Source organism: Streptomyces varsoviensis (assembly GCF_000718635.1).
In the GTDB taxonomy this organism is placed as follows: domain Bacteria; phylum Actinomycetota; class Actinomycetes; order Streptomycetales; family Streptomycetaceae; genus Streptomyces; species Streptomyces varsoviensis.
In genome coordinates, this window is sequence record NZ_JOBF01000020.1 from 51,611 (window position 1) to 77,355 (window position 25,745).

Below are 25,745 nucleotides of genomic sequence, written 5' to 3' on the forward strand. Positions count from 1 at the left end.
GCGCAGCCTCGGCCCAGTGGCCCACTGGCCCACTGGCCCGTCTACGGGGGCTTCATGGCAGTTCGTTCGGGTCGTTCAGGGTGTCGTCGCGTCCGTACGGCGGAATGCCGCGGGCTGGCGTCGGCAGTGACAGGACCGCTTGTCGCAGGTGTTCGGCGAGGGCGAGTACGGGCGGTGACGGGGGGCCGTCCTTGACGGCCCAGGCGAGGAGGTGATGGCGGCGGGCCCAGGGGTCTTGGAGTTCGCGTACGTCGAGCGGCCGGCTGGGGTCGATGGCGCGGCGGGGTACGACGGCGAGGCCGACTCCGGCGGATACCAGGCGGACGAGGACGTTGAGGTCGGCGACGCTGGTGCGGTAGCGCACGGCTGGGGCGTGCGGGCCCAGGTGTTTCTCTATCCAGCGGCGGAGGGAGGAGTCGGCGTCGAGGCCGACCAGGGGGTGCTCGGCCACCTCGCGGTAGGTCAGCGCGGCGCGGTCCGCGAGGATTCCGCCGGCCTGGCCGATGACCACCAAGGAGTCGTCGCCGAGGGGCTCCATGGTCAGGCCGCAGTCGCGGGCCTCGTCGTCGAGGACGACGCCGAGGTCCGCCTCGCCGTCGGCCAGCGTCCGTACGGTCTGCGGGGTGCGGCTCTCGGTGACCGTGACGTCGATGTCGGGCTGGGCCCGCAGGAAGGAGACGAGGGCGCGCGGTACGAGCCGGTGCATCGCGGAGCCCCCGCCGAGCAGGATCAGCGGGGCGCTCGGGGAACGGGTGTAGCCGGCGACGGCGCTTTCCAGGCGCGCCGTCTGGGCCAGGACCTCGCGGGCGTGCCGGGCCAGGGTCGTACCGGCCGGGGTCGGCCGTACCCCTCTGCGGCCGCGGATCAGCAGGGCCACCCCCGCGTGATGTTCGAGCGAGCGCACTCTGGCGCTGGCGGAGGGCAGGCTCAGATGCATGCGACGGGCGCCCGCCGTGATCGACCCCTCCGTCACGATGTCGAGGAACAGCCGCAGGTCGTCCAGGTCGTAACGCACCTCGTGAGCCTATGCGCATCCCCGCGGGCACCCATGTGCGCTCCCGCGAGCACCCGTGTGCGCTCCCTCCCCCGGCGTCCCACTTCCCTCCGGCCTCCCCCGTGCCCACGCGAGCCTATGGCCGTGCCTAATGCAGGGTGCGCCGTTCGCGCATTGTGAGCCCCTGGTCACGGGGTGATCATCGGCGGGTGTCCGAGATATTCATCGTCCTGCTGGCCGGCGTCGGAGCCGGGGTGCTGAACGCCATCGGGGGCGGCGGCAAGTTCGTGGCGCTGCCCGCCCTGGTGGCGGCCGGCCTGCCGCCCGTCACGGCGAACGCGTCGTCCACCATCGCACTCGTACCGGGCGCCGTGGTCAGCGCGTCGGTCAGCCGAGGCGACCTCGTGCCGGTCGGCGAGGCGTCCACGAAGGCGCTGACCCTGGTCAGCGCGGCCGGGAGCGCGGTCGGGGCCGGTCTCATGCTGGCGCTGCCCGCCGCCTCGTTCGAGGCCGCCGTGCCGTGGCTGCTCGCCTTCGCCACGCTCCTCGTCGCCTTCGGGCGCCGTCTGTCCCGGGCGCTCACCGACCTCCTCGGCCGCCCCGTCGGCATGAGCGCGCGGTCCGTACTGATCGCACAGTTCTTCCTCGCCGTCTACGGCGGATACTTCGGCGGAGCCGTAGGCATCATGATGATGGCCGTGTGGAGCGTCGGCGCGGGCCTCGACGCCGCGGTCAGCAATCCGATGCGGGTCACCCAACTCGCGGCCATCTACGCCAGCGCGACCGCGCTCCTCCTCGTCACCTCCGACGCCCTGCGTGCGCCGCTGGTGCTCGGCGCCATGCTCGTGGGCGCGGCGGTCGGCGGCTTCGGCGGCGCCCACCTCGCCCGCCGCCTCCCCGCCTGGCTGCTGCGCGGGCTCCTCGTGGCCTCCGCCGGCACCACGACCGTGCTGTACTTCCTTCGCGGCTGATCCCGAGCCCGAATCCGAGCCCGAGCCCGAGTCCGAATCCGAGTTCCCGAGGACTCCTCGCGATGCGGCCGCCGCGCTACAGCTTCAGGCCGTGCCGCGTGAGATACCAGTTCTGGAACCCGATCAGTCCGCCGAGCAGCACCAGCCAGAGCAGGGTGCTGACGAGCGGGAAGCTGTCCACCGGAATCGTGTAGGCCAGCACCACCCGCAGGACCGCGTCGAGCAGGAAGCCCCCGCCCCACACGGCCGTGATCAGCCGCAGGTGGTGGCGGAAGAGCGGTTCCCTGTCCCAGCGCGCCTCCCAGGCGACCAGACCGGCCTCGCCGACCTTGGCGATGACGATGCCGCGCGAGGCCGTCATCATGAACGGCCGCCGGGTGAACAGCGTGCCAAGCACCCACAGCCCGATCGTGATGGTCAGCCAGCTATCGCGGATCATCAGCACCCGCGGGCTGCCGGTGACCAGCGACAGCAGGGCGCCGGCCACCACCAGGACCAGGGTGAACACCGCCATCGCCTCGACGCGGCGCTGCCGCACGATGCCGTAGCCGATCCACGGGAGGAGCAGCAGGCCGCCGATCGCCATCGACAGCCACTGGCCGGCGCCGGCCGCGCGCAGCCCGTAGTACGAGCCGAGCGGGAGGGCGAGTTCGAAGAAGAGCTGCGTGGCGAGGCGTCGGCGCAGCGCGGTCGTGCGGCGACGGGCGGAGGCCGGGTCGAGCGCCGCGCCGTTTCCTGTGCTCGTGCCTGCGCCGGTTCCCACACCTGTACGTGCGTCCGTACTCGCGCCGGTTCCTGTACGTGCGTCCGTACTCGCGCCGGTTGCTGCACCCGCGCCCGTATCCGTACCCGCGCCGGTCCCCGTAGCCGTCCCCGCGCCCGTACCGGTGTCCGCACCCGGGCCCGGGTTCGTGCCTGGGCCCGGGTTCGTGCCTGGGCCCGGGTGCGGCGCGGTGCTCGCGTCCTCTCGCATGGTGTGTGCCCCCGTCTTCTCAAAAGTCATGTCGTGTTCCGGTTCCGGGTGGCGCGGTCGAACAGGTCCGCCAGTTCCCGGCCCGCGCGCCGCGCGTCGAAGTCCGGCTCAAGGGTGGCCCGGCGCACCACGTCGTCGACGGCGGCGCGGATCGCCCGCACCATCACCCATGGGTCGAAATCGCAGAACTCCCCCGCGCGCTGCGCCTCGCGGATGCGCTCCACCTGGAGGGCGAGGTCCGCCTCCGTCTTGTCGAGGAAGGAGTCCATGCCGGGGTCGCCGCCGCGGAGGTTGGTGAGGACCTCGACGATCGCCGGGAGGTGGTTCGGGTACTCGGCGAGCAGGTCGAGGTTGGACTCGATGGAGGCGCGCAGGCGGGCGGGGGCGCTCTCGTGCGCCTCGATGCGGGGACGTACGTACGCCTCCGCGACCCGCATCACCTCGGCGACGACCTCGCGCATGAGGTCGTCCCGGCCGTCGAAGTGGTAGGAGATCATCCCCGTGCTGCTCAGCCCGGCGCGTTCCGCGATCTTCGCGAACGACGCCTGGTGATAGCCGGTCTCGGCGATGACGTCGATCGCCGCGGCGACGATCTGAGCGCGCCGCCCGGTCTCCGTGAAGGTCGCCTTCGACGTCTTGGACCCCCTGTTGGACGACTTGGACCCCTTGGTTGCCTTGGTGGTCTTGCGTGACGTCCCTTGCTTGTCCGTGCTGTTTCTTGCTTGCATGAGCAAGACGGTAGCGCCGTTTGCTCACTCAAGCAAACCGTGGAGGGTGCAGGGCGCCCGTTCGCTCCCAAGGGCAAATCGATCGCCAGGGCCGCCGCGGGGCCCGTAGGGTGCTCGCATGACTGAGCACTGGGGCGTGACAGACGCCGGGACGTTACGTTTCCCCTCCGGCGTTCTGGTACGCGGCCGGGGCCTGCGTCACCCCCTGCCGCCCGGTCCCACGCCGTCCTTCGCCGTCTACCTGCTCGGCAAGCAGCCCGCGCCCACCGAGTGGGAGGCCCGGTGGCTGCCGTGGCCGGAGTTCCGGCTCCCCAAGGACCGCCGGCAGGCGCGCGGCATGCTGAAGGAAGTGCTGGCCCGGGCGCGGAACGAGCGCGTCGAGATCGCTTGCGGCGGTGGACTCGGGCGGACCGGGACCGCGCTGGCGTGCATGGCCGTCCTCGACGGGGTCCCGGCGGACCAGGCCGTGGCGTACGTCCGCGAGCACTACCACCCGCGCGCCGTGGAGACTCCCTGGCAGCGGCGTTTCGTACGGCGCTTCGAGCCCGGCGGCGCGTAGTCCGCGGCGAGCCGGGCGGCGGTGGGGGGTGCTTGCAGCTTCACGATGGTCACCTGGGGCCGGCGGCGGATCAGCTCACCGGGTCTGGAGGGCATCACGCAACGCGTCCTCACCCAGACACTGCGCCGCCTTGGGCGCATCGGCATGATTCAGCGCACGGTGCTGCCGACCTCACCGGTCGGCGTCGAGTACTCGCTCACGCCCCTTGGCGCATGCCTGCGCGAGCCGTTCGGCCGGCTCTACGACTGGACCGTCGAGCACAGCGAAGCGATCCAGTCCTGCCAGCGGTCGTACGACACCAGAGCCGGCGCTCAGCCGCCTGGTCAATGATGTCGATGGGTGAGGCCACTTCACCACCGGCGAGAACGCCGACACCGTCATTCGCACCGCGGTCCGTGACCGGATCACCGGACTCGCGCCGTGCACGGCTGACCAGCGGCCCCCCGTACAAACCAGGCGGCGGTGGCCCGTACGAGCCGAGGGACCCGTACGAGCCGGCTGGCCCGTACGAGCCGGGTGGTTCGTACGGGCCGGGGGGATCGTACGGGCCGGGGGGATCGTACGGGCCGGGGGGATCGTACGAGCCGGATGGTTCGTACGAGCCGGGGGGATCGTACGGGCCGGGGGGATCGTACGGGCCGGGTGGATCGTACGAGCCGGATGGATCGTACGGGCCAGAGGCGGCCTCAGCCGATCTGGGCCGTCGTGTCCGGGGCCAGCCGGTGGTACTGCGCGCCGAGGCCGGGGCCGTCGGGGCCGAGGAAGCCGCCGAGCATGGCGGTGCCGATGTCGTTGAGGGCGCCGTCATGGATGGCGTAGGCGTCCCGCGGGGCGACCTCGCGGACGTAGTCGATCAGTTGGCCGACCGTGGACCAGGGGCCGTGCACCGGCAGGAGCAGCGTCTGAACGTCCGCGTCGGGGACGGTCAGGGCGTCGCCGGGGTGGAAGAGGGCGCCGTCGACGAGGAATCCGACGTTGGTGACGCGCGGGACGTCGGGGTGCAGGTCCGCGTGCCAGGTGCCGTGGACCGTCACGTCGAAGCCCGCCGCCGTGAAGGCGTCGCCTTCGCCCACGGCGGTGACGCGCGTGCCGAGCCCGTCGAGCTGCGCGGCCACGGAGGAGGTGGTCCAGATGTGCAGGCGCGGGTTCTGCTCGGCCGCGCGGCGCAGCATCTCTTCCGAGAAGTGGTCGAAGTGCTCGTGGGTGACGAGGACCGCGTCGGCGCCGTCGAGCGCCTGCGGCTCGGTCAGGCCGCCCGGGTCCATCACGAGGCGGCTGCCCTCCTTGTCTATGCGGACGCAGGCGTGGCCGAACTTGGTGAGCTGCATCGTCGAGTTCCCTTCACTCGGAAAATAACTACAACCAAACTGTACACCTATGTTTCATAACCCCCGGGTAGGATGCACCCATGGACGAAGACGCGCTGGCCGAGGAGTTGCGGCAGTCGATCGGTGAGCTGGTCAGGGCGGTGCGCGGCGTGGACACCATGCCTCCCGGCGAGTCGGCGATCCTGGGGTTTCTCGCCCGCGGCGGCCCGCTGACGACCGCCGAGCTGGCGCAGCGGCGCGGGGTGACGCATCAGTCGGCCGCCAAGTCCGTGAAGGAACTCACCGGCGGCGGCCTGGTGCGCGCCGAGCCTCACCCGAGCGATGGGCGCAAGCACCTGCTGCACATCACCGACGCCGGCCTCGCCCGCCTCCAGGGCGAACGGGCGCAGCGCGCCCACGTCGTCAACGCCGCCATCCGCGACATGTTCGACGCCGAGGAGCGGGAGCGGCTGCGCGACTGCATTGGCCTGCTGTCCCGGCTCGCGAGCCACCTCACGGAAAAGTGACCCGGCGCGATGACGCGGCCCCGGACGCCGGGGCTTCAGCACCCCGAGCAGCACCCGGCCTCCGGCGCTCAGCCGTTCCATCACCCCCTATCGCCCCGCCCATCGCCCCATCTGTCGTCCCCTCCATTGCCCCTATGACCTCCAAGAACGCCGTCGACCTGCGGTACGACAGCGTGATCAAGACGTTCCGGCCCGGCGACCGCGACGCGTGCGAGCGGGAGTGGCGGGCGCTGACGCTGCTCGCCACGTACGCGCCGGGCCTGGCCCCCGCCCCGTACCGCGTGGAGCTCGGGGCGGCGGAGCCACTGGTGGTGATGGAGCGGCTGCCGGGCGAGCCGCTACGGGGAGCGCGGCCGATCGACGGTCAGCGGCTCCGGGCCTTGGCCGCGGCACTCAACGAGTTGTACGCGGCCGTGCCGGCGGACGTCCTGGCCGAAGTGCCCGCCCGGCCCGGCCGGGAGCGGCATCTCATCGACCGGGTCCGCGCCTGGGCGCCGCGGTTGCGGCCGCGGGTCGGCGGCGCGGTGGGCGAGGCCATGGACCGCGGCCTTGACTGGCTGTCCCGTTCCGGCTTGGAGCTGGGCGGGGCGCCGGAGGTCCCCGCCGTGTTCGGCCCCGGTGACGGCAACCTCGCCAATTACCTCTGGGACGGTACGCGCGTACGGATCGTGGACTTCGAGGACTCCGGCCGCAGCGACCGGCCCTTCGAACTGGCGGAGATCACGGAACACGTGGCCGCCTGGTCCGGGGCGCCGCTCGATGCTGACGCCTTCCTCAAGCTGTTCGCCCTGAACGCCGCCGAGCGGGCGCGGCTGGCGGACTGCCGCGGTCTGCTGGCGCTCGTGTGGCTGTTCCTGCTGGCCTTCGACTCCCTGGAGGGCCTTGAGCGCCGCCGCAATCCACCGGGAACGGCCGAGCGGCAGGCCACGCGGCTCTCCCGGCTCCTCGACCGCACTTCGTAGCCCGCGATGCGCGGCCCGCGATACGTAGCCCGGGGTCCGTAGCCCGCGATGCGTAGCCCGGATTCCGTAGCGCGGTTCCGTAGCGGGCGTCCCGTAGCGCGTCTGATCATTCATCTGCGGTGGTCCCCGTGGTGGCCCGTGCCGCCGGTGCCATGATGATCGTCATGGGTGGGCGCCCGCCGGTGGCACGACCGGTCGGCGGGCGAACTCGCCTCGCCCTGCTTACGGGCCGCGCAGACCGTGACGTCCGTCGAAGTCGAAGGAGAGCACGTGAAAGACCAGACGCAGCAGGTGCGGGCGGCACAGGAGCGGGAACAGGCTGGCTCGGGGGCGCGGGGACACAGCCGGAGCGGCTACCGGCCGGCAGCGTCCGCGCCGTCCTCGCCCTCATTGCCGTCCTGGGTGACCTGGCGGCAGCGGCCGTTCCCCGATGCCAACCTCCTTCTGCTGCACGGGCGTCGGCCGGCGCTGGTCGACAGCGGGTTCGTCGGTCATGCCGAGGAGACCGCCGACTGGGCGGAGGCGCACACGCACGCCGGAAGGATCGATCTGGTCGTGAACACCCACTGGCACTCGGACCACGTCGGCGGCAACGCCCTCCTCCAGGCGCGGGGCGCCGCCGTCGCGGCCGGGGCCCCGGAGGCCGAGGCGGTCTCCCGCCGGGACCCGGGCTGCTGTTCCGCCGAGTACCTCGACCAGCCCGTGGCGCCGTACACGGTCGACATGGCGCTCGACGACGGGCAGGTCCTGCGGCTCGGGGACGCCGACTGGGAGGTCGTACGCACCCCTGGCCACACCCCCGGGCATCTCGCGCTGTGGCAGCCGGACGAGCGGCTGCTCGTGGTCGGGGACGCGCTGTCGGACTACGACGTCGGCTGGGTGAACCTCGCCCTCGACGGGCCCGGCATGGCGGTGACGGCGCTCGACTCGCTCCGGCGGATGGCCGATCTCGCCCCGCGCGTCGTCCTCCCCTCCCACGGACCCATACCCGCCGATCCGGCCTCGGCGTTCGCGGCCGCCCTGCGCCGGGGGCAGCGGCTCGTGGACGATCCGGACGGGGCGGTCTGGTACGGGGCGCGGCGGGTCTTCGCCTTCGCCTTGATGATCCGCGAGGGGATACCGGCCGACGAGGTCGAACCGTATCTGCACGCCCGTGCCTGGCTGACGGACGCGGCCCGGCTCCTGGGCCGTACGCCGGAGGAACTCGCCGCCGAACTCGTCGAGACGATGCTCCGCGGGGGTTCCATCGTCCTGCGCGACGGCCGGGTGCACGCCGCCGCCGAGCACACGCCGGTCGCGGCGCGTTCGTTGCGCGTGCCGTTCCCGCGCGAGTGGCCCGCGGCGGTGTCCACCGACTAGCGCTGCGGCACCGCGGCGCGCGCGGTCGACGCTCCGGCGGTCGGGCGGCACCCCGGCGGGCGACCGCGGCGCTTCGCCCTCAATCGCCGCCCGCCCCACGGCCTCGGGGGCTGGGCCCGCGCCGCTCCGACGTGTCGTTTCGCGCGCGGTGCCGGCGTACCGCGTCACGGTTGGCGCACGGCTGGGAGCAGTAGCGCTGCCGCCCGGTACGGGAGGTGTCGGCGAAGATCGTGGTGCACTCGGCCACGGCGCACCGCTTGAGCCGGTGCATGCCGCGGCCCACCAGATGGAGCGCGGTCCCCACGGCGATCAGCGAGGACAGGATCGCGCCGAAGGGCTGCCCGTCGTCGCGGTAGTGCAGATGCCAGCCGTCGCCGGCGTGGTCGGTCAGCCGGGGGTGGGCGGCAGCCTCGGCGAGCATCCGGTTGACCAGCTCGGCCCGTTCCCGCTCGTCGTCGGCGTCCACGACCGCCTCCCACGCCCGGAGCGTGGCGCGGACGCCGCGCAGATCCCGCGGCGTGGGCCGGCATTCCAGTTCCAGCCCGGCGGCGCGGCAGCGGTCGGCCAGTTCCCCGGCGTCGGCCGGGGGCCGGTTGGCCAGGTCCGCGGCCAGGTTCACGGCATCCGCTCCGTAAGGGTTGAGGTGCATAAGCCCATTACATCAATCTGATCGGCATGAGACACCACACCGGCGTACGGCAGGCAGTGCACGACGACATCGCGGAGCTCGTACGGCTGCGGGCGCTGCTGTTCGAGACCCTGGGCGGCGACTTCTTCAACCCTCCGGCAGCGGACGGCGGTTGGCGTGCGACCCTTGCCGCCGTACTGAAGGAGAAGCTGGCGTCGGACGACGCGCGGATTCTCGTCGTGGACGGCGACGACGGTCTCGCCGCCAGCGGCATGGGCACCGTCGACCAGTGGTTCCCCGGCCCGCACTCGTACAATGGCCGGGTCGGTCACGTGATCGGCATGGTCACCGACCCGGCGTACCGGAGGCGGGGCCACGGCCGTGCGACCGTGGCGGGCCTGCTCGACTGGTTCCGCGAGCGCGAGGTCGCCCGGGTCGACCTTCACGCCTCGCACGACGGCGAACCGCTCTACCGCGCGTTCGGCTTCGTCGACCATCCCGATCCCGCGCTGTACTGGCGTCCTTGACGCGGCATCAGTATCCGTGGCGCCCCGACCCCGGGCGCGACCAGGCCGCCCGTCCCCTACGCGCCGTCTTCAGCCGCGGATCATCGACATCAGCAGCTCGTGGGTCTCCCCGTCGGCCGCCGCTACGAGTCCGTGGCCGCCCTGTCCGACCGGGCGGCCATCGACCCCGGTGACCACGCATCCGGCGGCTCGGCACAGGGCGATGCCGGCGGCGAAATGCACGCTGCCGGACAGGTCCCCGCCGTCCGTGACGTAGGCGGCGCGCTTGCCGGCGGCGACCCAGGCGAGCGCGAGGCTCGTGGAGACGACGCGCGGACGGAATCGCTCCACGAACCGGGGCCTGGCCAGCAGGTCCACGGCGCGGAAGGCGGGCGCGCCGGGAAACGGCGGGTCCAGGTTGACGTCCACGAGCCGGGTGGCGGGAGTGGGCGCCAAGGGGAGGTCGGGGCCGGGGCTGGGGCCGTCGTGCCGCGACCAGGCGGACCGGCCGTCGGTGCAGAAGATCTCCCCGCTGAACGGGTCGGCGACCGCGGCCGCGCCACCGCTAAGGGCCACGTTGACGGCTACGAGCATGGTGCCGACGGCGTAGTTGAGCGTGCCGCACAGGGGGTCGACGAGCCACTGGCGTACGGCTTCGGCTTCCCCGGCGGGGCCTCGACGGCCGCCTTCCTCGCCCAGGACGGCGTCATCGGGCCGGGCGGCGCGGATGACGTCGAGGATCGCCTCCTCCGCCTCGATGTCGGCGGCGGTGGCGAAGTCCCCCGCCCCTTTGTCCGTACGGGCGAGCCGCCGGCCGTACAGCGCGCGCACCACGTACGCGCCGGCGCGTACCGCGGCTATCGCGACCTCGGCGTCGCCTCCGACACCTTTTCCAGCACTCTGCCCGGCACCCTGTTCGGCATCGCCTTCGGAGCCGGAGCCGGAGCCGGGGCCGGAGTCAGGGCCGGAGTCAGGGCCGGAGTCAGGGCCGGAGCCCGAGCCAGGGCTGTCGGCGTCGGTGTCGGTGTCGGCAGCACCAGCCGCACCGGCAAGCCCCGCAGTTGAATTGATCATGCCGCGCAGAATATCCACGGCCGGCCGGAACCCGGCCTTCCAGTCCCCCGGCCCGCCCGCGAACGTACGCCGCTCCAACGGCTCACTCCACCGCGGTGAGCGCGCGGGTGACGGCCGAGAGGCCCGGCGTCGGCCGACCCGGTAGGCGGGCGACGAGGACGCGCCGGAGTTCCTTCGGGGCGCCGTCCACGTGCAGCAAAGTCACTCCGCGCGGCAATACCGCCGACAGCCCCGACGGCACCGTCGTAACACCGAAACCGGCGGCGACCAGGTGGAGTTTGGTCAGCCAGTCGCGTGCGGAGTGGGCCACGCGGGGGCGGCCGGGGAGGCCCGGCCAGACGCCGAGGAGCGGTTCGGAGGCGGCAGAGGGGGTGGCGATCCAGGCGGCGTCGACCAGCTCGTCGACGTGGACCGAGGCGCGGCCGGCGAAGGCGCCGGTCGCCGACGCGGCCACGACGAGTTCCTCGTCCCTCACGGTCTCGGTGTGCAGGCGCGGCGACTCGCCGTCCGGTGGCCGGTGGGGCGGCCGGGACGTGAGGAGGGCGAGGTCGATGGTGCCCGCGCGCAGGGCCCGCGTGAGGCTGGGCGTGGTGCCCTCCCGCGTCGCGACCGTGAGCCGCGGTTCCGTCGTGGCGAGCCGGGAGAGCGCGGCGGGCAGGAGGGCCGCGCCCGCGCTCAGGATCACGCCCAGACGCACGAGTTCGGCCTGCGGATGGGCGTCGGTGAGGTCGCGTTCGGCCGCCGCGAAGGAGTCCAGGATGGTGCGGGCGTGGCGCAACAGGGTCAGTCCGGCCGGGGTGAGCCGCACTCCGTCCGCGCGGCGTTCGAACAGCGCGGAGCCCACGTTCCGTTCCAGGGCGGCGGCCTGCCGCGATACCGCCGACTGCGTATAGCCGAGGCGACCGGCCGCCGCGGTGAAGCTGCCCGACTCCGCGATCTGCCTCAGGACCCGCAGGTCCGTACTGGATAGGTCCATGCGGCTTATGCATACCAGGGATGCCGGATCTTCGCTTCCCGCATGGGCCTCCGCTTCCTAGCCTCGGTACCGACGAGCGCCACGCGACGCCCCCCACCACACGAAGCACCACACCCCCCAACGCGCGAAGCACAGCGCACCACGCATACGGAGGCCACCACATGCGAGCAGCAGTTCTGACGGGATTCGGCGAACCGCTCCGGGTCCAGGAGACGGCGGACCCCGCGCCGGGCACGAGCGGCGAGGCGGTCGTCGAAGTCCTCGCCGCCTGCGTCCCCCCGTACGCGGCCGAGGTCTTCGACGGCGTACGGAACTACGCCCTGGTCCCGCCCGTCGTGCCCGGCGTCGGCGCCGTGGGGCGGATCGTCCACGTCGGCCCGGACGCCACGCGGCTGCGCGCCGGGGATCTGGTGTGGTGCGATCCCACGGTGCGTTCGCGGGACGACGCCCTGACGCCCGACATCGCGCTTCAGGGCTGGAGCGCCCGCGGCGAGGGTGGCGCGCGGCTCGCCCGCTACCTGCACGACGGGGCGTTCGCCGAGTTCATGCGGGTCCCGACGGAGAACGTCTTCCCGCTGCCGGCCGCCGCGGCCGACGACCCGGCCCGCTGGGCGGCGCTCACCGTGCACACCATCTCGTACGGCGGTCTGCTGGCGGGCGGGCTCGAAGCCGGCGAGACGCTGCTGGTCAGCGGGGCGACCGGGAACCTCGGCAGCAGTGCGGTCGCGGTCGCCCTCGCGATGGGCGCGGGCCGCGTGGTCGCCCCGGGCCGCAACCGGGCCGTTCTCGATCTGCTCGCGGAGCGGTTCGGCCCACGGCTGCGGCCGGTGCGGCTGACCGGTGACGAGGCCGCCGACCGCGCGGCGATGTCGGAGGCGGCCGACGGTCCGATCGACATGGTCATCGACCTGTTGCCGCCGAGTGCGCCCAGTTCGGCCGCGCGGGTGGCCGCCATGGCCGTACGCGAGTACGGGCGCGTGGTCCTCATGGGCGGCGTCGGCATGCTCGGCGGCGACCATCTCGCGCTCCCCTACCCGTGGCTCATGCGCAACTCGGTCACCGTACGCGGCCAGTGGATGTACCCCCGCGCCGCGAATGTCGGCATCATCCGGCTCCTCGCCTCGGGCGCCCTGGGCCTCACCGCCGAGCGCGTACGGGCCTTCCCCCTCGACGAGGTCAACGAGGCGATCGCGTACGCCGCCGAGCACAGCGGCGCGTACGACCGCACTGTCCTCACGCCGTAGCCGCAGCCGTACGACCGCGCAGCCGTACGACCGCGTAGCCGGACGACCGCGCCCGGCGGCCTGGTACAGGAACCGCCGCCCCCGGCGGGCCGCCCGAGCGGTGCGGGCGGCGGCGGGGCCGGGGGGTCGGTCAGCCGGCGAGGCTCTTGGCGTACAGGTCGGCCAGGGCCGTCCAGTGGCGTTCGAAGGCGGCGGTGTCGTAGGTCGGGTTGTCCGGCACGGCGAATCCGTGACCGGCCGGATAGACCTCGATGCTGTGTGCCACCCCGGCGGCGGTGAGGGCCTGCTCCAGCCGTTCCTGCTGGTCGAGGGGGAAGCTGTCGTCGTTCTCGGCGGCTGCCACGAGGACGTTCGCGCTGATCCGGTCGGCCAGCAGGTGCGGGCTGTCCGGCTGGTCGGCGGCGGCGAGGAAACCGCCGTGGAACGACGCGGCGGCCGCGATGCGGTCCGGGCGGTTCCCGGCCACGATCAGCGAGATCCGGCCTCCCATGCAGTACCCGGTGGTGCCCACCCGGTCGCCGGAGACCTCCGGGCGGTCCGCCAGGAAGGCGAGGAACGCGTTCGCGTCGCTGACGACGCGCTCCGCCGTCAGGCTCTGCATCAGGGTGAACAGGCGCTCCCGCTCGGCCGGATCGTCGAAGGCCGTGGCGACGTCGAAGGGGGCGTACCCGCCGGCCCGGTAGTAGACGTCCGGCAGGAGGACCGCGTAGCCGAGCCCCGCCAGTCGGTCCGCCATGGCGACGAAGACCTCCCGGACGCCGCCGGCGTCGGGGTAGAAGATCACCGCCGGCCAGCTTCCCTGCTCGGCCGGGGTGTGCAGCGTCACGGCGCAGACGCCGTCCTCGGTCTGCACGGTCGCGTGTGATGTGGGCATTCAGGCTCCTGACATCGCCATGTGGAGTTTGGAATCCGGAGCTTCTGTTCTACTACCGATCACCCGCGCAGGACGAGCCATCCCGTGTCCGCTCTGGGCTCAACTCGCCCTGCTCACGCGGGTATCACGCACGTACGCACCGAAATCGGACCTCCGCGCCCCCCGCCCCCATGGCCGCTCCCTCAGACCGCTCCTCGACGCCGCACGCTCAGGGGTATCGACGGTTTTTGTGAGGCGACGCGAAACTTTTGTTACCCGATGCCCGAAATGTCCACCTACTCTCGTCCGTAGAGCGTGATCGAGACGACCACTGTCTCGATCAGGTCACTCGATCAGATCACCCGACCAGATCGCTCGATCAGATCACCAGCACAGACGTAAGGCACGTGAGACAGACGAGAGGGAGCGCGGAATCATGGCCGAGAACACGCTGCGGGACAAGGTCGCCGTCATCGGTGGCGGTGCGAAGAACCTCGGTGGGCTGCTCAGCAGGACGTTCGCGGAGTCCGGGGCGAAGGTGGTCGTACACCACCACAGCTCCGAGAACGACGCCCAGGAGACGGTGAAGGCGATCCAGGACGCCGGGGGCCAGGCCGTGGCCGTCCAGGGGGACCTGACGAAGGTCGCGGACGTGCGGCGGCTCTTCGACACGGCGGTGGACACCTACGGCGGCGTCGACATCGCGGTGAACACCACCGGCATGGTGCTGCGCAAGCCCATCCTGGAGACCACCGAGGAAGAGTACGACCTGATGTTCGGCATCAACGCCAAGGCGGGGTATTTCTTCATCCAGGAGGCCGGGCGGCGGCTCAACGACCACGGGAAGATCATCAGCATCGGCACCTCGCTGCTGGCGGCCTTCACGGACGGCTACTCGACGTACGCCGGCGGCAAGGCGCCGCTGGAGCACTTCACCCGGGCGGCGGCCAAGGAGTTCGCGGACCGGTACATCTCGGTGAACACCGTGGCGCCCGGCCCGATGGACACGCCCTTCTTCTACCCGCAGGAGACCCCGGAGCGGGCCGAGTTCCACGCCTCGCAGGCGATGGGCAACCAGCTCACCCACATCGAGGACATCGTCCCGGTCATCACGTTCCTGGCCACCGAGGGCTGGTGGTTCACCGGGCAGACGCTCTTCCCGAACGGCGGCTACACCACCCGCTGACCCCCGAGCGCGCCTCGCCCGACTCACGCCCGCGCGCGAAGCGCGCCCTCGGCTGCGAGCCGGCCGGGGCGCCGCGCTGCCACGCCGCCGGGCCGGCCGTACGTACCGCTGACGGGTACGCCGGGTACGGTCGGCCCGGGCCCGGCGATGACGGCGGCACCGTTCGCCGCCTGCCGCCCGCGGCCCGTACACACCGCCGAGACCCAGCCGAGGACCACCGACGTGCGACTGGACCTGAACAAACTCGAACATCTGGTCGCCATAGCCGAGGAAGGCAGCCTCACCCGCGCCGCCGCCCGGCTGCACCTGTCCCAGCAGGCCCTCTCCGCCTCCATCCGGGTCCTCGAACGCGAGGTCGGCGTGGACCTCCTCGTACGCGGCAGCTCCGGCGTCACCGTCCTGCCCGCCGGGGCTGCGCTGATCAAGGACGCCCGCGTGCTCGGCGGCATGGCCCGCGCCGCCCTGCGCCGTGCCCGGCGCATCGGGCGCGGCGAGAGCGAGACGCTGCGCATCGGCCACACGCCGGCCGTGACCGGCGACGAACTCGTGGCGCTGCTCGCCCCGGTGACGGAGGCCAACCCGGGCCTCGTGCCCGAGGTCCATCAGCGCTACCCCGCCGAACTGACCGCCGCCCTCCTCGCCGGGGACCTCGATCTCGGGCTGTGCCGGGGCATCGCGGCGGCCCACGGCCTGACCCGCACCACGCTCGGCCGGCAGCGGCTGCATATCGCCGTCGCCCACGACCACCCCCTCGCCGGCCGCTCCGCCATCTCGCTGCCGGAACTCGCCGACGAGACGTTCATGGTCTGGGGGACGCCCGGCCGCTCCGAGTACACCGACCTGCTCATCGCCCACTGCCGCGAGGCGGGCCTGGAGCCCCGCGTCGAGCGCACCGACCGCCAGGGCACTCCCCCGGCCACCGCCGTCATCGGCACCGACCGCGTCGCCTTCGTCACCGCCGCGCCGGGGCCCGCCGCGGGCGGCAGGGCGCGGGTCCTCGCCCTCGAACCCCCGGTCAGCGCGCCGCTCCACGCCCTCTACCTCCCCCGGACCACCTCCCCCGGGCGCGACGCGTTCCTCACGCACGTACGGCTGTGAAAGACGATCTCGGACGTACGCCTGCGAACGACGATCTCGGACGTACGGCTGTGAACGACGAGCCGCGCGCTCCACCGGCCGACCCGTTACGACCGGCCGCGGGCTGACGCCTCAGCCCCCATGGCTGACACCATGGCCCCATGAATGCCATAGATCTTGGGGAGCTCGCCGTGCGCCGCGCGAGCGAGTCGGACGCGGAGGCGCTGGTCCGGATCGACTCGGTCGCGGCGTCGGGCGACGCGGAGCGGGGCGCGAGCGTCCGGCGGTGGTGCCGGCAGGGGCTGGTGACCATGGCCGAGGACGCGTCCGGGCCCCTGGGCTACTGCGTGGTGGAGTACACCTTCTTCGAGCAGGGGTTCGTCACGATGCTGATGGTGGCGCGCACCTCGCGCGGCCGGGGCGTGGGGGCGCGGCTGCTGGCCGACGCCGCGGCGTCCCGGGCCACCCCGAAGCTGTTCACCTCGACGAACGTGTCCAACCAGCCGATGCAGCGGCTGCTGCGGCGCGCCGGATGGAGCCCGGCCGGATTGCTCCACGGCTTGGACGAGGGCGACCCGGAGCTGTTCTACCTCTGCCCGCAGGGCTGACGGGCCGTCAACTGACGTGATGGTGCGCCCGGTGCGCCTGTGCGGCTCCCCGGTTCGTACGACGCCACCGCCGCCCGCCGGGCCCGCCCGTACCGACCGGCCCGCCGGAGGCATTGGTTCCGCCGGAGCCGGACGCCGCGGCGGGCCGGTACAGGCCGTGGCCGCGCGACCGGTAGACGATGTACGGGCGGACCGCGTAGCCGAGGGGCGCGGTGAAGGCGTGGACCAGGCGGCTGAAGGGCCATAGGGCGAACAGGGCCATGCCCAGCAGCGCGTGGAGCTGGTAGGCGAAGGGGGCGTGGCCCATCGCGTCGACGTCGGGGTCCAGCGCGAACAGACTGCGGAACCATACGGACACGCCGAGCCGGTAGTCGTACGGATTGGTGACGGTGGTGGCCGTGGCGGTGAGGCCGGCCAGCAGGACGGCGATCAGCAGCGGGTAGACCAGGCGGTCGCTGCGGCTGGTCCCGGCCCGTACGGCGGACACCCGCAGCCGGCGGTACAGCAGGACCGCGAGTCCGGCCACGGCGGCGAGGCCGGCGAGGCCGCCGACAGACAGGGCCATGGCGTGGTAAACGCTCTCGCCGACGCGCAGCCGTTCGGTGAGGGATTCGGGGATGAGCAGGCCCATCACGTGTCCGCCGACGACCATCAGCAGGGCGTAGTGGAAGAGGGGCCCGCCGACGCGCAGCAGGCGGGATTCGTGGAGCTGGCTGGAGCGGGTGGTGAAGCCGAAGCGGTCGTAGCGGTAGCGCCAGGCGGTGCCGGCGATCAGGACCGCCAGGACGAGGTAGGGCAGCACGCCCCACAGGGCGATGCGGAGATGGGTCACCTGCGGGCTCCTTCGGCGTGCGGCGGTCCGGGGGCGGGGCTTCCGGGAGATCCGAGGTCTGGGCCGCCGGCACTCCCGGGAGACCCGGCAGGCCCGGGAGACCCGGGAGTCCCAGGGAACCCTGGAAAGACGTCGAGGCCCACGTTCTCGCCGGGCGGCCCGGTGCGGGCCAGGGCGCGGGCCGTGGCGCGGTCGGCGGGCACGGCGGGCGGGAGGGTGTCGCGTACCGCGCGCAGGACGTCGGCGTACGGGCTGCGGTAGGCCTCCAGGGCCTGGCGGAGGAGGTCGAGGGCGGGCCGGTGTTCGCCGAGCAGGGCGAGCCCGGAGCGCGGGCAGCGGGCGGCGAACTCCAGGACGGCGGGCAGGAAGTCGGGGAGTTCGCCGCCGTCCGGCTGCCAGCCGTGGGCGCGGTAGCGGGCCTTGAGGCGGGCGAGGGAGGCGCCTCGGCGGCGGGTGTCGCCGTCGGTGTAGTAGGTCAGGTGGAGGGTGCGGCGGCGGCTGCGGTCGAAGGTGAGCACGTAGCGGGCCGCGAGGTCCATGGCCGGGGTGTCGCGGGCGTACGCGCAGAAGCGGAGCAGCGCGGCCGGCGGCGCGCCGGGCAGTCCGTCCATCGTCTCGGCGACGGCGGCGAGCCGGGCGGGCCAGTCGGCGTCGGGGTAGGTCAGCAGCAGGGAGGCCGCTTGGTGGATGGCGGGGCGGGCGGCGGGCCGTACAGCGGTCATCGTTCGGTCTCCGGGCGGCGGGGGAACAGGCCGCGGGGCGTGCCCCGGCCGTCCCAGTTCAGCAGGTTGAGGCGGCCGCGCAGCCCGTCCGCCGACGCGTCCGGGGTGTCCGGGAAGCCGGGGGCGCCCGGCCCGGCGACCGGCGGGGCGTGGAACGCCTCTATGCCCACCGGCCCGGCGCCGGACCCGTTCCGGCCGCCGCCGTACGCCCCTTGGTCGCCGCTGTACGTCCCGTCGCCGCCGCCGTACGCGCCCTGGCCGGTCCCGTAAGCACCGGCCCCGGCTCCGTACATGCCCGGCCCGCCGTCCCCGTCCAGGCTGCATCCGTCGTCGATCGTGTCCGGGGGCAGGGTCCCGGTGTAGCTGGTGGGGATGACATAGCGCTCCTCGTACTTGGCGAGGGCGAGCAGCCGGTACATGGCCTCGATCTCGTCCTCGCCGAGGCCGACGCCTCGGGCGATGGCGGGGTCCGTGGGGTCGCCGAGGTTGACGCGGCGCATGTGGGCGCGCATGGCGGCCAGCCGGCACAGGGCGGCTTCGACGGGGCCGGGGTCGCCCGCGGTGAAGAGCTGGGCGAGGTAGTCGAGGGGGATGCGCAGGGCGTCGATGGCGCCGAAGAGGCTGGCCGGGTCCTCGCCGTCGTGGCCGCCGCGGGTGAGGGAGTCGACGATCGGCGAGAGCGGCGGCACGTACCAGACCATGGGCAGGGTGCGGTATTCGGGGTGGAGCGGCAGGGCGACGCGGTAGTCGGTGATCAGCGCGCGGACCGGGGAGCGGCGGGCGGCGGTGATCCAGTCGTGCGGGACGCCGGACTCCTCGGCGGCGCGCGCGACGTCCGGGTCGAAGGGGTCGAGGAAGCAGCCGAGCTGGGCTTCGTAGAGGTCCTTCTCGTCGGGGACGCGGGCGGCTTCGCCCACCTGGTCGGGGTCGTAGAGGATGACGCCGAGGTAGCGCAGCCGGCCCACGCAGGTCTCGGAGCAGACGGTGGGCTCTCCGGCCTCGATGCGCGGGTAGCACATCGTGCACTTCTCGGCCTTGCCGGTCCGGTGGTTGAAGTAGACCTTCTTGTACGGGCAGCCCGTCACGCACATGCGCCAGCCGCGGCAGCGGTCCTGGTCGACGAGGACGATGCCGTCCTCGATGCGCTTGTAGAGGGCGCCGGAGGGGCAGACGGCCACGCAGGACGGGTTGAGGCAGTGCTCGCAGATGCGGGGCAGGTAGAACATGAACGCCTGCTCGTACTCCAGGCGGACCTTCTCGTTCATGTTCTTCAGCACCGGGTCGGCGGCGAGGTGTTCGGGTCCGCCGCCGAGGTCGTCGTCCCAGTTGGGTCCCCAGGTGATGGCGGTGGGGCGACCGTCGACGAGGGAGCGGGGCGGGGCGGTGGGCAGGTCGTCGCCGAGCGGGGCCGCGGTGAGGTTCGCGTAGTCGTACGTCCAGGGTTCGTAGTAGTCGCCGAGGGCGGGCAGTTCGGGGTTGGCGAAGATGCGGGCCAGCCGGCGGGCGCGGCCGCCGGAGCGGGGTACGAGCCGGCCGCCCTTGAGCCGCCAGCCGCCCTTCCAGCGTTCCTGGTCCTCGTAGCCGCGGGGGTAGCCCTGGCCGGGCCGGGTCTCGACGTTGTTGAACCAGGCGTACTCGGTGCCGCCGCGGTTGGTCCAGGTCTGTTTGCAGGTGACGGAGCAGGTGTGGCAGCCGATGCACTTGTCGAGGTTCATCACCATGGCGATCTGGGCCATGACGCGGCGGGCGGGCGGCCTGCCGTGGGAGGGGGATGTGCCGTTGCCGGAGGATGTCCCGCGGGGCATGTCAGTACTCCACGTTCTGCGAGCGGCGGCGGATGACGGTGACGGCGTCGCGCTGGTTGCCGGTGGGCCCGTAGTAGTTCGGGGCGAAGGAGAGCTGGCCGTAGCCGCCGATGAGGTGGGTGGGTTTGATGAGGAGTTTGGTGAGCGCGTTGTGGACGCCGCCGCGCCGGCCGGTGGCCTCGGACTTGGGCACGTTCACCAGGCGTTCCTGCACGTGGTACATGAAGACCGTGCCGGGCGGCATCCGGTGCGAGACGACGGCGCGGGCGACGACCACTCCGTTGGGGTTGACGGCCTCGATCCAGTCGTTGTCGGCCGCGGCGATCCGCTCCGCGTCCTGGACGCTGAGCCAGATGACGGGGCCGCCGCGGGCCAGGGTCTGCATGAGCAGGTTCTCCTGGTATTCGGAGTGGATCGACCATTTCGAGTGCGGGGTGACGTAGCGGACCGTCACCGCGTGCCCGTCGCGGCTCGCATCGGCGGCCGGGTGGTGCTCCAGCGCGGCGAGGTCGAGGGGCGGCCGGTAGACGGGGAGTTGTTCGCCGAGCTCGGCCATCCAGTCGTGGTCGAGGTAGAAGTGCTGGCGGCCGGTCAGGGTGTGCCAGGGCTTGCGGTGCTCGGTGTTGATCGTGAAGGGGGCGTAGCGGCGCTCGGGCCCCTCCTTGCCCGACCATTCGAAGCTGGCTCCCACCTGCACGGGGCGCGCCTGGGTGTCGGAGAAGACCACGCGCCGTTCGGCGACGGACTCGCCGAGCGCCGCCAGGCCGCCGCCGGGTCCGCAGCGTTCGGCGAGGCGGGTGAGCCCTTCGGCGGCGAGCCGCCCGTTGGTGGTGCCGGACAGGGCGAGGATCGCCTCGCACAGTTTCACGTCCGTGTCGAGCAGCGGCCTGCCGCGTACGGGCTCGGGCCGGGCCGTTCCGCAGCGTTCGGCCAGCCAGCGGGCCTCCGCCCGCGGGTACACGGTCACGCCCTTGACGGCCATGCCCGCCTCCTCGGCCAGCGGCCCCAGGCTCGCCAGTTTCGCGGCCACGGCGGTGTAGTCGCGTTCGACGAGCGTGAACACCGGCAGGTTGTGGCCGGGGACGGGCGGGCCGGCCGTACGCCAGTCGGGGACCGTGCCGCCGGGCTGGGCGGTCTCGCCGGGGGTGTCGTGCTGGAGGGCGGTGGCGACCAGGTCGTGGCGGGTGTCCAGGCGCCCCCGGGCGAGTTCGCTGAACCTCTCGGCCAGGCCGTGGAAGATCTCGAAGTCGGTACGGGCCTGCCAGGGCGGCACGATGGCCGGGGAGAAGGCGTGTACGTAGGGGTGCATGTCGGTGCTGGACAGGTCGTGCTTCTCGTACCAGGTGGCGGCCGGCAGCACGAGGTCGGCCATCAGGGTCGTGGAGGTCATCCGGAAGTCCAGCGCGAGCAGCAGGTCGAGCTTGCCGCGCGGCGCCTCCTCCCGCCAGGCCACATCGCGCGGGCGCGCGTCGGGCGGCGCCTCCTCGGCGCTCGCGTTGTCGTCGGCGCCCAGCAGGTGGCGCAGGAAGTACTCGTTGCCCTTGGCGGAGGAGCCGATCAGGTTGGACCGCCATACGGTCAGCACGCGCGGCCAGTTGGCCGGATCGTCGGGGTCCTCGAACGCGAAGTGGAGTCGCCCCCGGTGGAGTTGGCCGGCGATCCACTCCCCCGGGTCGCTCCCGGCGGCGCGGACGCGTTCGCCGAGGGTGAGGGGGTTGGCGGCGAAGGCGGGGGCGGAGGGCATCCAGCCCAGCCGCGCGGACTGCGCGACCAGGTCGGCGGTGTGCCGGCCCGCGAACAGTCCCCGGCCGGTCGCCGCGGCCAGCGCGTCGGCGCGGTAGGACTCGTAGCGCCACTGGTCGGTGTGCAGGTACCAGTACGGCGTCCCGGCCATCTGCCGCGACGGCCGGACCCAGTCCGCCGCGGTCTGGAGCTGCTGCCAGCCGGCGTACGGGCGTACCTTCTCCTGCCCGACGTAGTGCGCCCAGCCGCCTCCGTTGACGCCCTGGCAGCCGGTGAGCAGCAGCAGCGTCAGGAACGAGCGGTAGATGGTGTCGGAGTGGAACCAGTGGTTGGTGCCCGCCCCCATCACGATCATGCAGCGGCCGCGGGTCTTCTCCGCGGTGTGCGCGAACTCGCGGGCCGCCCGCAGCACGGCGGCGGCCGGCACGGAGGTGATCGTCTCCTGCCACGCCGGGGTGCACGGCTGCGCGGCGTCGTCGTAGCCGCTGGGCCACTGCCCGGACAGGCCGGGGCGGTGCACGCCGTACTGGGTGAGCAGCAGGTCGTGGACCGTGGTCACCCAGCGGCCGTCGATCTCCCGCATCGGCACCGCGCGACGCAGGGTGCGGCCTTCTTCGCCGCGCGGCCCCGTGCCGTCCCGGTCGAAGCGCGGCAGGTCGATCTCGACGCTGGCGCCGCCGCGCTCCTCGTAGAAGGTGAGTCGCGGCTCCACGTCCCCGAAGTCGAGGTTCCAGCGGCCCTCGCCCTGCTCCGACCAGCGGTCGCCGAGGGTGCCGGGCGGGGCCACGGGGGCTCCGGTCGCCTGGTCGAAGACGACGGGCCGCCACCGCGCGTGCCCGGCGGGGGCCTCCTCCCCCGCCTCGCGGTGGAGGCCCAGATCGGCGGCGGTGACGAACTTGCCCGGTACGACGGCGCCGTCGCGGCGCTCCAGTTCCACGAGGAACGGCAGGTCGGTGAAGGACGTCACGTACTCGGTGAAGTACGGCACCTGGCGCTCGACGAAGAACTCGCGCAGCAGCACATGGCCCATGGCCATGGCCAGCGCGCCGTCCGTCCCCGGGTGCGGGTGCAGCCATTCGTCGGCGAACTTCGTGGCGTCGGCGTAGTCCGGGGAGACCACGACCACCTTCTGGCCGCGGTAGCGGGCCTCGGCCATCCAGTGCGCGTCCGGCGTCCGCGTCACCGGCACGTTGGAGCCCCACAGCATCAGGTAGGCCGCGTCCCACCAGTCGCCGGACTCCGGTACGTCCGTCTGGTCGCCGAAGACCTGCGGCGAGGCGATCGGCAGGTCCGCGTACCAGTCGTAGAAGGACAGCATCGGCGCGCCGATCAGCGACATGAAGCGGGCGCCCACGGCGTGCGAGGCCATCGACATCGCGGGGATCGGGGAGAACCCGGCCACCCGGTCGGGTCCGTACGCGCCGATGGTGTGCACATGGGCGGCGGCCGCGATCTCCAGCGCCTCCTCCCACGTCACGCGCACCAGCCCGCCCTTGCCGCGGGCCGACTGGTAGCGGCGGCGTTTGACCGGGTCCTGGGTGATCTCGGCCCACGCGGCGACGGGGTCGCCGAGCCGGGCCCTGGCCTCGCGGTACATCTCCACGAGGACGCCGCGCGCGTGCGGGTAGCGCACCCGCGTCGGCGAGTAGGTGTACCAGGAGAAGGACGCGCCCCTCGGGCAGCCGCGCGGCTCGTACTCGGGCCGGTCCGGGCCGACGGTGGGGTAGTCGGTCTGCTGGGTCTCCCACGTGATCAGGCCGTCCTTGACGTACACCTTCCACGAGCACGAGCCGGTGCAGTTGACGCCGTGCGTCGAGCGCACCACTTTGTCGTGCGCCCAACGCTCCCGGTACGGGGCGTCGTTGACCGGCTGGTCCGGCCGGTACACGGCCCGTAGGTCGGGTGTCGTCGCGGTCCCCCGCAACTGCCGGCCGAGCCGCAGCAGCCGCTCCGCCGCCTCCCCCGCCGCGCGCTCCGCCGCCTTGCGTGCCCCGATTCGCCCCACGGCCACGTCCCTTCACTCCCCACGACGGCGTCCTGTGTCCTGTGCGGGCAGGGCGCGATTCCGGGCCCAAGCCTGTCCCTGAATTCGGCGTCCTGACTGTTTCGCTGAACACAATTGGGCAGAGTTATACGCAACCTTCCTTCCGCTTTGCCCAACCTGCCGCATGCATATGCGAACAGCGATTGCACATTCGGGTAAAGATGCGAATAGCGCCTGCTAGCAGATTCCTTTCCGGGCGAGTGCATGTGCGTTCGCGTGATGAGCGCATGTCACTTTGATCGACCTTGTATTGCCCGATCTCTATTGCCCGGTCCCCTCGGGCCTTCACCAGGAAAGGAGGATCGGCGCACGACATTGCGGGCGGGCGTCCGGAGAGGCATAGGAAACCGTCCGACGCCGGGAGAACGGGCGAAGGGGCGGAGGGGCAGCGGGGCATAGCAACCGCCCGACGCCGGGCGAGCGGGCGGACGCGGATCAGATCAGGCGGAAGAGGTCGGCGGCGGCGTGCACGTCGGTGAAGTCCTCTACGGAGCGCAGGTTGTCGCACAGCGCGTCCAGGACCGAGTCGGCCTCGGCGGCGGCCGGCGCGCCGATGGCCACGCCGAAGACGCGGAACCCCAGCAGCCGCTTGGCGTCCTTCCAGTCGCGCATCCACTCCTCGGTGACACCGCACTCGTCGTCGGTGAGCATGACGATGTCGCCGCGCCTGCGGGCGGCGTCGTCGAACTCCTCCGCCAGCAGTTCGCGGGCCGCCGTCAGCGGCGCCTGGTAGCTGGTCCCGCCGCCGAGGAAGGACTCGGCGAAGTCGAGGACCTGGGCGATGCCGGTGGGCCGGCCGCCGGGGAAGCGGAAGATCTGGATCTTGTCGGCGGCCGAGAACAGGATGCCGACGAAGTCGCGCCCGGCGTGGCGGGCCTGGTCCAGCAGCGCCAGGGCGCACGCCTTCGCCCACGCCTCCCTGGTGACTCCGCCGGGCCCCGCCTCGTACATGGAGTGCGAGGTGTCCACGCACGCGATGACCGCGCCCCGGCCCGTGGCCTGCTCGCCCTGGCTGTCGTAGAGCATCAGCTCCCCGGCGGCGTAGCGCGCGGCGAACACCGCGCGGGTCTCGGGCAGGCCCAGGTTGGCCAGCTCGGAGGGGATGACGCGGGAGAGGTCGTCGCCCAGCGTGACGCCGACCAGTTCTCCGGTGGCGTTCTCGATCTTGTGGGCGCGCTCGCCCTCGGCCATCTGCCGGAAGCGGCCGATCAGTTCGGCCCACCGCGCGAGGCGGCTGGTGCGCAGCCGCTCGGCCAGCCGCGCCCGCTGATCGAACGGCATCCGCTCCAGTTCGCCCGGGTCCACTCCCCACGCCCGCATCAGCGCCGCCTCCTCCCGCGCGGCCTGGGCCGCTTGCGCCACGGCGCCGCGCGCGGCGGCCCGGATGCCGGGGCCCGCCGCCGCGCGGGCCGAGGCGACGGTTACTGAGGGAGCGGCTTGGGCACCGGCCGGAGTGGCTTGGGGAGCTTGTCGCGCGGCCCCAGCGGCCTCGGTCGGCTCGGTGTTCTGAGCCGGCTGTGTCCGCGGCTGTGTCTGCCCCTCCGTCTCGGTCTCGGTCTCCGTCCGCGCGTCTTCGGCGGCTCGCTGGGCGCGCTGCGCGCGCTCGGCCCGCTCGTCGGCTTCGCGCGTCCGCTCCAGCATCCGGCGCAGTGCGGCGGCCTGCGCGAGTACGGTCATGGCGGCGGCGTACGGGTCCCCCGCCGTCCACCGGCGCAGCTCGGCGAAGTCCGGCGCCCCCGCCAAGGCGTCGACGATCTGATGGTTGACCAGCCGGGACGGCTCCATCTCGGCGCGCTCGCGCACCCTCGGCCTGAGCTTGTAGGCGGCCAGGAACACATCGGTCAGGAGGTCGTCGGCGTGGTCGTGGCGCGCGGTCAACTCGGCGGCCAGCTCCCGCAGTCCGGCCGACTGCTCGTACGTGTCGCGCCACGTGATCCGGTCGAAGCGGTCCGCGACCACCGCGGCGCTGTGCCGCTCCGGAGTCGCGGGATGGGCCGCGGGGTGGGTCGCGGTCTGGGCTGCGGGCTGGGGCACGGAGTGCTGCCCCTCAGGCGTCGCGTGCCGCCC

24 protein-coding genes are annotated in these 25,745 nt (G+C 72.9%); 11 read left to right on the forward strand and 13 right to left on the reverse strand.

Features of this window, described 5'->3' with window-relative positions; all coding sequences use genetic code 11:
- Positions 1–52 precede the first annotated feature (52 nt).
- Positions 53–1,015: a LysR family transcriptional regulator gene (locus IF55_RS25790; protein WP_048832440.1), complete on the reverse strand. Its 963-nt coding sequence runs from the start codon at positions 1,013–1,015 to the stop codon at positions 53–55.
- 188 nt (positions 1,016–1,203) lie between these two features.
- Between IF55_RS25790 and IF55_RS25795 the strand changes: the two genes are divergently transcribed.
- Positions 1,204–1,965 carry a sulfite exporter TauE/SafE family protein gene (locus IF55_RS25795; RefSeq protein ID WP_030885280.1) on the forward strand — a complete coding sequence of 254 codons (762 nt, stop codon included), beginning with the start codon at positions 1,204–1,206 and terminating at the stop codon, positions 1,963–1,965.
- A 76-nt stretch (positions 1,966–2,041) separates the two neighbouring features.
- Here IF55_RS25795 and IF55_RS25800 read toward each other — a convergent pair whose 3' ends face one another.
- Both IF55_RS25800 and IF55_RS25805 read right to left on the reverse strand, forming a co-directional pair.
- Entirely contained in the window at positions 2,042–2,728 is a 687-nt protein-coding gene (locus tag IF55_RS25800) for a VC0807 family protein (protein WP_030885282.1), read from the reverse strand.
- 236 nt (positions 2,729–2,964) lie between these two features.
- Positions 2,965–3,666: a TetR/AcrR family transcriptional regulator gene (locus tag IF55_RS25805; protein ID WP_037965748.1), complete on the reverse strand. Its 702-nt coding sequence runs from the start codon at positions 3,664–3,666 to the stop codon at positions 2,965–2,967.
- A 118-nt stretch (positions 3,667–3,784) separates the two neighbouring features.
- On the opposite strand from IF55_RS25805, the gene IF55_RS25810 reads away from it, so the two are divergent.
- Positions 3,785–4,225 (forward strand): protein-tyrosine phosphatase family protein, encoded by a 441-nt coding sequence (locus IF55_RS25810; protein ID WP_030885292.1) that lies wholly within the window; start codon positions 3,785–3,787, stop codon positions 4,223–4,225.
- Positions 4,226–4,270: 45 nt separating this feature from the next.
- The gene (locus IF55_RS25815) at positions 4,271–4,555 is read left to right on the forward strand and encodes a winged helix-turn-helix transcriptional regulator (RefSeq protein ID WP_030885295.1); all 285 of its coding nucleotides are present in this window, start codon (positions 4,271–4,273) and stop codon (positions 4,553–4,555) included.
- Between the two features lie 356 nt (positions 4,556–4,911).
- Here IF55_RS25815 and IF55_RS25820 read toward each other — a convergent pair whose 3' ends face one another.
- Positions 4,912–5,553, reverse strand: a complete 642-nt coding sequence (locus IF55_RS25820; protein WP_030885299.1) for an MBL fold metallo-hydrolase — start codon at positions 5,551–5,553, stop codon at positions 4,912–4,914.
- A gap of 80 nt (positions 5,554–5,633) precedes the next feature.
- Here IF55_RS25820 and IF55_RS25825 point away from each other — a divergent pair, with 80 nt between their 5' ends.
- The 3 genes from IF55_RS25825 to IF55_RS25835 all read left to right on the forward strand — a co-directional run bounded on the left by IF55_RS25825 (position 5,634) and on the right by IF55_RS25835 (position 8,380).
- Complete coding sequence (locus IF55_RS25825; RefSeq protein ID WP_030885302.1) at positions 5,634–6,059, forward strand: MarR family winged helix-turn-helix transcriptional regulator; 426 nt, start codon at positions 5,634–5,636, stop codon at positions 6,057–6,059.
- A gap of 134 nt (positions 6,060–6,193) precedes the next feature.
- The gene (locus IF55_RS40780; RefSeq protein WP_030885306.1) at positions 6,194–7,021 is read left to right on the forward strand and encodes a phosphotransferase family protein; all 828 of its coding nucleotides are present in this window, start codon (positions 6,194–6,196) and stop codon (positions 7,019–7,021) included.
- Positions 7,022–7,291: 270 nt separating this feature from the next.
- Positions 7,292–8,380: an MBL fold metallo-hydrolase gene (locus IF55_RS25835; protein WP_245661408.1), complete on the forward strand. Its 1,089-nt coding sequence runs from the start codon at positions 7,292–7,294 to the stop codon at positions 8,378–8,380.
- Between the two features lie 79 nt (positions 8,381–8,459).
- On the opposite strand, the gene IF55_RS25840 is transcribed toward IF55_RS25835, so the two are convergent.
- Entirely contained in the window at positions 8,460–9,029 is a 570-nt protein-coding gene (locus IF55_RS25840) for a CGNR zinc finger domain-containing protein (protein WP_048832441.1), read from the reverse strand.
- A gap of 26 nt (positions 9,030–9,055) precedes the next feature.
- Here IF55_RS25840 and IF55_RS25845 point away from each other — a divergent pair, with 26 nt between their 5' ends.
- Positions 9,056–9,535: a GNAT family N-acetyltransferase gene (locus tag IF55_RS25845; protein WP_030885316.1), complete on the forward strand. Its 480-nt coding sequence runs from the start codon at positions 9,056–9,058 to the stop codon at positions 9,533–9,535.
- Positions 9,536–9,604: 69 nt separating this feature from the next.
- On the opposite strand, the gene IF55_RS25850 is transcribed toward IF55_RS25845, so the two are convergent.
- Both IF55_RS25850 and IF55_RS25855 read right to left on the reverse strand, forming a co-directional pair.
- Positions 9,605–10,588, reverse strand: a complete 984-nt coding sequence (locus tag IF55_RS25850) for an inositol monophosphatase family protein (RefSeq protein ID WP_281181054.1) — start codon at positions 10,586–10,588, stop codon at positions 9,605–9,607.
- An 82-nt stretch (positions 10,589–10,670) separates the two neighbouring features.
- The gene (locus tag IF55_RS25855; protein WP_030885320.1) at positions 10,671–11,564 is read right to left on the reverse strand and encodes a LysR family transcriptional regulator; all 894 of its coding nucleotides are present in this window, start codon (positions 11,562–11,564) and stop codon (positions 10,671–10,673) included.
- A gap of 161 nt (positions 11,565–11,725) precedes the next feature.
- Here IF55_RS25855 and IF55_RS25860 point away from each other — a divergent pair, with 161 nt between their 5' ends.
- Positions 11,726–12,808 (forward strand): alcohol dehydrogenase catalytic domain-containing protein, encoded by a 1,083-nt coding sequence (locus IF55_RS25860; protein WP_030885323.1) that lies wholly within the window; start codon positions 11,726–11,728, stop codon positions 12,806–12,808.
- A 130-nt stretch (positions 12,809–12,938) separates the two neighbouring features.
- On the opposite strand, the gene IF55_RS25865 is transcribed toward IF55_RS25860, so the two are convergent.
- Positions 12,939–13,682: a dienelactone hydrolase family protein gene (locus IF55_RS25865; RefSeq protein WP_030885326.1), complete on the reverse strand. Its 744-nt coding sequence runs from the start codon at positions 13,680–13,682 to the stop codon at positions 12,939–12,941.
- Between the two features lie 415 nt (positions 13,683–14,097).
- Between IF55_RS25865 and IF55_RS25870 the strand changes: the two genes are divergently transcribed.
- The 3 genes from IF55_RS25870 (at position 14,098) to IF55_RS25880 (ending at position 16,532) form a co-directional block, all read left to right on the forward strand.
- Entirely contained in the window at positions 14,098–14,847 is a 750-nt protein-coding gene (locus IF55_RS25870; protein ID WP_030885329.1) for an SDR family oxidoreductase, read from the forward strand.
- Between the two features lie 222 nt (positions 14,848–15,069).
- Entirely contained in the window at positions 15,070–15,945 is an 876-nt protein-coding gene (locus IF55_RS25875; protein WP_030885331.1) for a LysR family transcriptional regulator, read from the forward strand.
- Positions 15,946–16,085: 140 nt separating this feature from the next.
- Complete coding sequence (locus IF55_RS25880; RefSeq protein WP_030885334.1) at positions 16,086–16,532, forward strand: GNAT family N-acetyltransferase; 447 nt, start codon at positions 16,086–16,088, stop codon at positions 16,530–16,532.
- Positions 16,533–16,539: 7 nt separating this feature from the next.
- Here the strand turns inward: IF55_RS25880 and narI are convergent, their stop codons facing one another.
- The 5 genes from narI to IF55_RS25905 all read right to left on the reverse strand — a co-directional run bounded on the left by narI (position 16,540) and on the right by IF55_RS25905 (position 25,712).
- Entirely contained in the window at positions 16,540–17,364 is an 825-nt protein-coding gene (narI, locus tag IF55_RS25885) for a respiratory nitrate reductase subunit gamma (RefSeq protein ID WP_078645199.1), read from the reverse strand.
- Positions 17,361–18,086, reverse strand: coding sequence for a nitrate reductase molybdenum cofactor assembly chaperone (narJ, locus tag IF55_RS25890; protein ID WP_078645200.1), 726 nt, complete (start codon positions 18,084–18,086; stop codon positions 17,361–17,363). Before narJ ends, narI begins: the two co-directional genes overlap by 4 nt.
- On the reverse strand, positions 18,083–19,822 hold the full coding sequence (gene narH / locus IF55_RS25895) for a nitrate reductase subunit beta (protein ID WP_030885342.1): 1,740 nt from the start codon (positions 19,820–19,822) through the stop codon (positions 18,083–18,085). Before narH ends, narJ begins: the two co-directional genes overlap by 4 nt.
- 70 nt (positions 19,823–19,892) lie before the next feature.
- On the reverse strand, positions 19,893–23,639 hold the full coding sequence (locus IF55_RS25900) for a nitrate reductase subunit alpha (RefSeq protein WP_245661410.1): 3,747 nt from the start codon (positions 23,637–23,639) through the stop codon (positions 19,893–19,895).
- A 474-nt stretch (positions 23,640–24,113) separates the two neighbouring features.
- Entirely contained in the window at positions 24,114–25,712 is a 1,599-nt protein-coding gene (locus IF55_RS25905; protein WP_048832453.1) for a VWA domain-containing protein, read from the reverse strand.
- Positions 25,713–25,745 lie beyond the last annotated feature (33 nt).

Coding starts and splice junctions, on each gene's coding strand:
- IF55_RS25805 (WP_037965748.1), bottom strand. CDS start 3,666: ATGCAAGCAAGAAACAGCACGGACAAGCAAGGGACGTCACGCAAGACC.
- IF55_RS25880 (WP_030885334.1), top strand. CDS start 16,086: ATGAATGCCATAGATCTTGGGGAGCTCGCCGTGCGCCGCGCGAGCGAG.
- IF55_RS25825 (WP_030885302.1), top strand. CDS start 5,634: ATGGACGAAGACGCGCTGGCCGAGGAGTTGCGGCAGTCGATCGGTGAG.
- narH (WP_030885342.1), bottom strand. CDS start 19,822: ATGGCCCAGATCGCCATGGTGATGAACCTCGACAAGTGCATCGGCTGC.
- IF55_RS25840 (WP_048832441.1), bottom strand. CDS start 9,029: ATGCACCTCAACCCTTACGGAGCGGATGCCGTGAACCTGGCCGCGGAC.
- IF55_RS25820 (WP_030885299.1), bottom strand. CDS start 5,553: ATGCAGCTCACCAAGTTCGGCCACGCCTGCGTCCGCATAGACAAGGAG.
- IF55_RS25810 (WP_030885292.1), top strand. CDS start 3,785: ATGACTGAGCACTGGGGCGTGACAGACGCCGGGACGTTACGTTTCCCC.
- IF55_RS25860 (WP_030885323.1), top strand. CDS start 11,726: ATGCGAGCAGCAGTTCTGACGGGATTCGGCGAACCGCTCCGGGTCCAG.
- IF55_RS25815 (WP_030885295.1), top strand. CDS start 4,271: ATGGTCACCTGGGGCCGGCGGCGGATCAGCTCACCGGGTCTGGAGGGC.
- IF55_RS25850 (WP_281181054.1), bottom strand. CDS start 10,588: ATGATCAATTCAACTGCGGGGCTTGCCGGTGCGGCTGGTGCTGCCGAC.
- IF55_RS25845 (WP_030885316.1), top strand. CDS start 9,056: ATGAGACACCACACCGGCGTACGGCAGGCAGTGCACGACGACATCGCG.
- IF55_RS25865 (WP_030885326.1), bottom strand. CDS start 13,682: ATGCCCACATCACACGCGACCGTGCAGACCGAGGACGGCGTCTGCGCC.
- IF55_RS25870 (WP_030885329.1), top strand. CDS start 14,098: ATGGCCGAGAACACGCTGCGGGACAAGGTCGCCGTCATCGGTGGCGGT.
- IF55_RS40780 (WP_030885306.1), top strand. CDS start 6,194: ATGACCTCCAAGAACGCCGTCGACCTGCGGTACGACAGCGTGATCAAG.
- IF55_RS25855 (WP_030885320.1), bottom strand. CDS start 11,564: ATGGACCTATCCAGTACGGACCTGCGGGTCCTGAGGCAGATCGCGGAG.
- narJ (WP_078645200.1), bottom strand. CDS start 18,086: ATGACCGCTGTACGGCCCGCCGCCCGCCCCGCCATCCACCAAGCGGCC.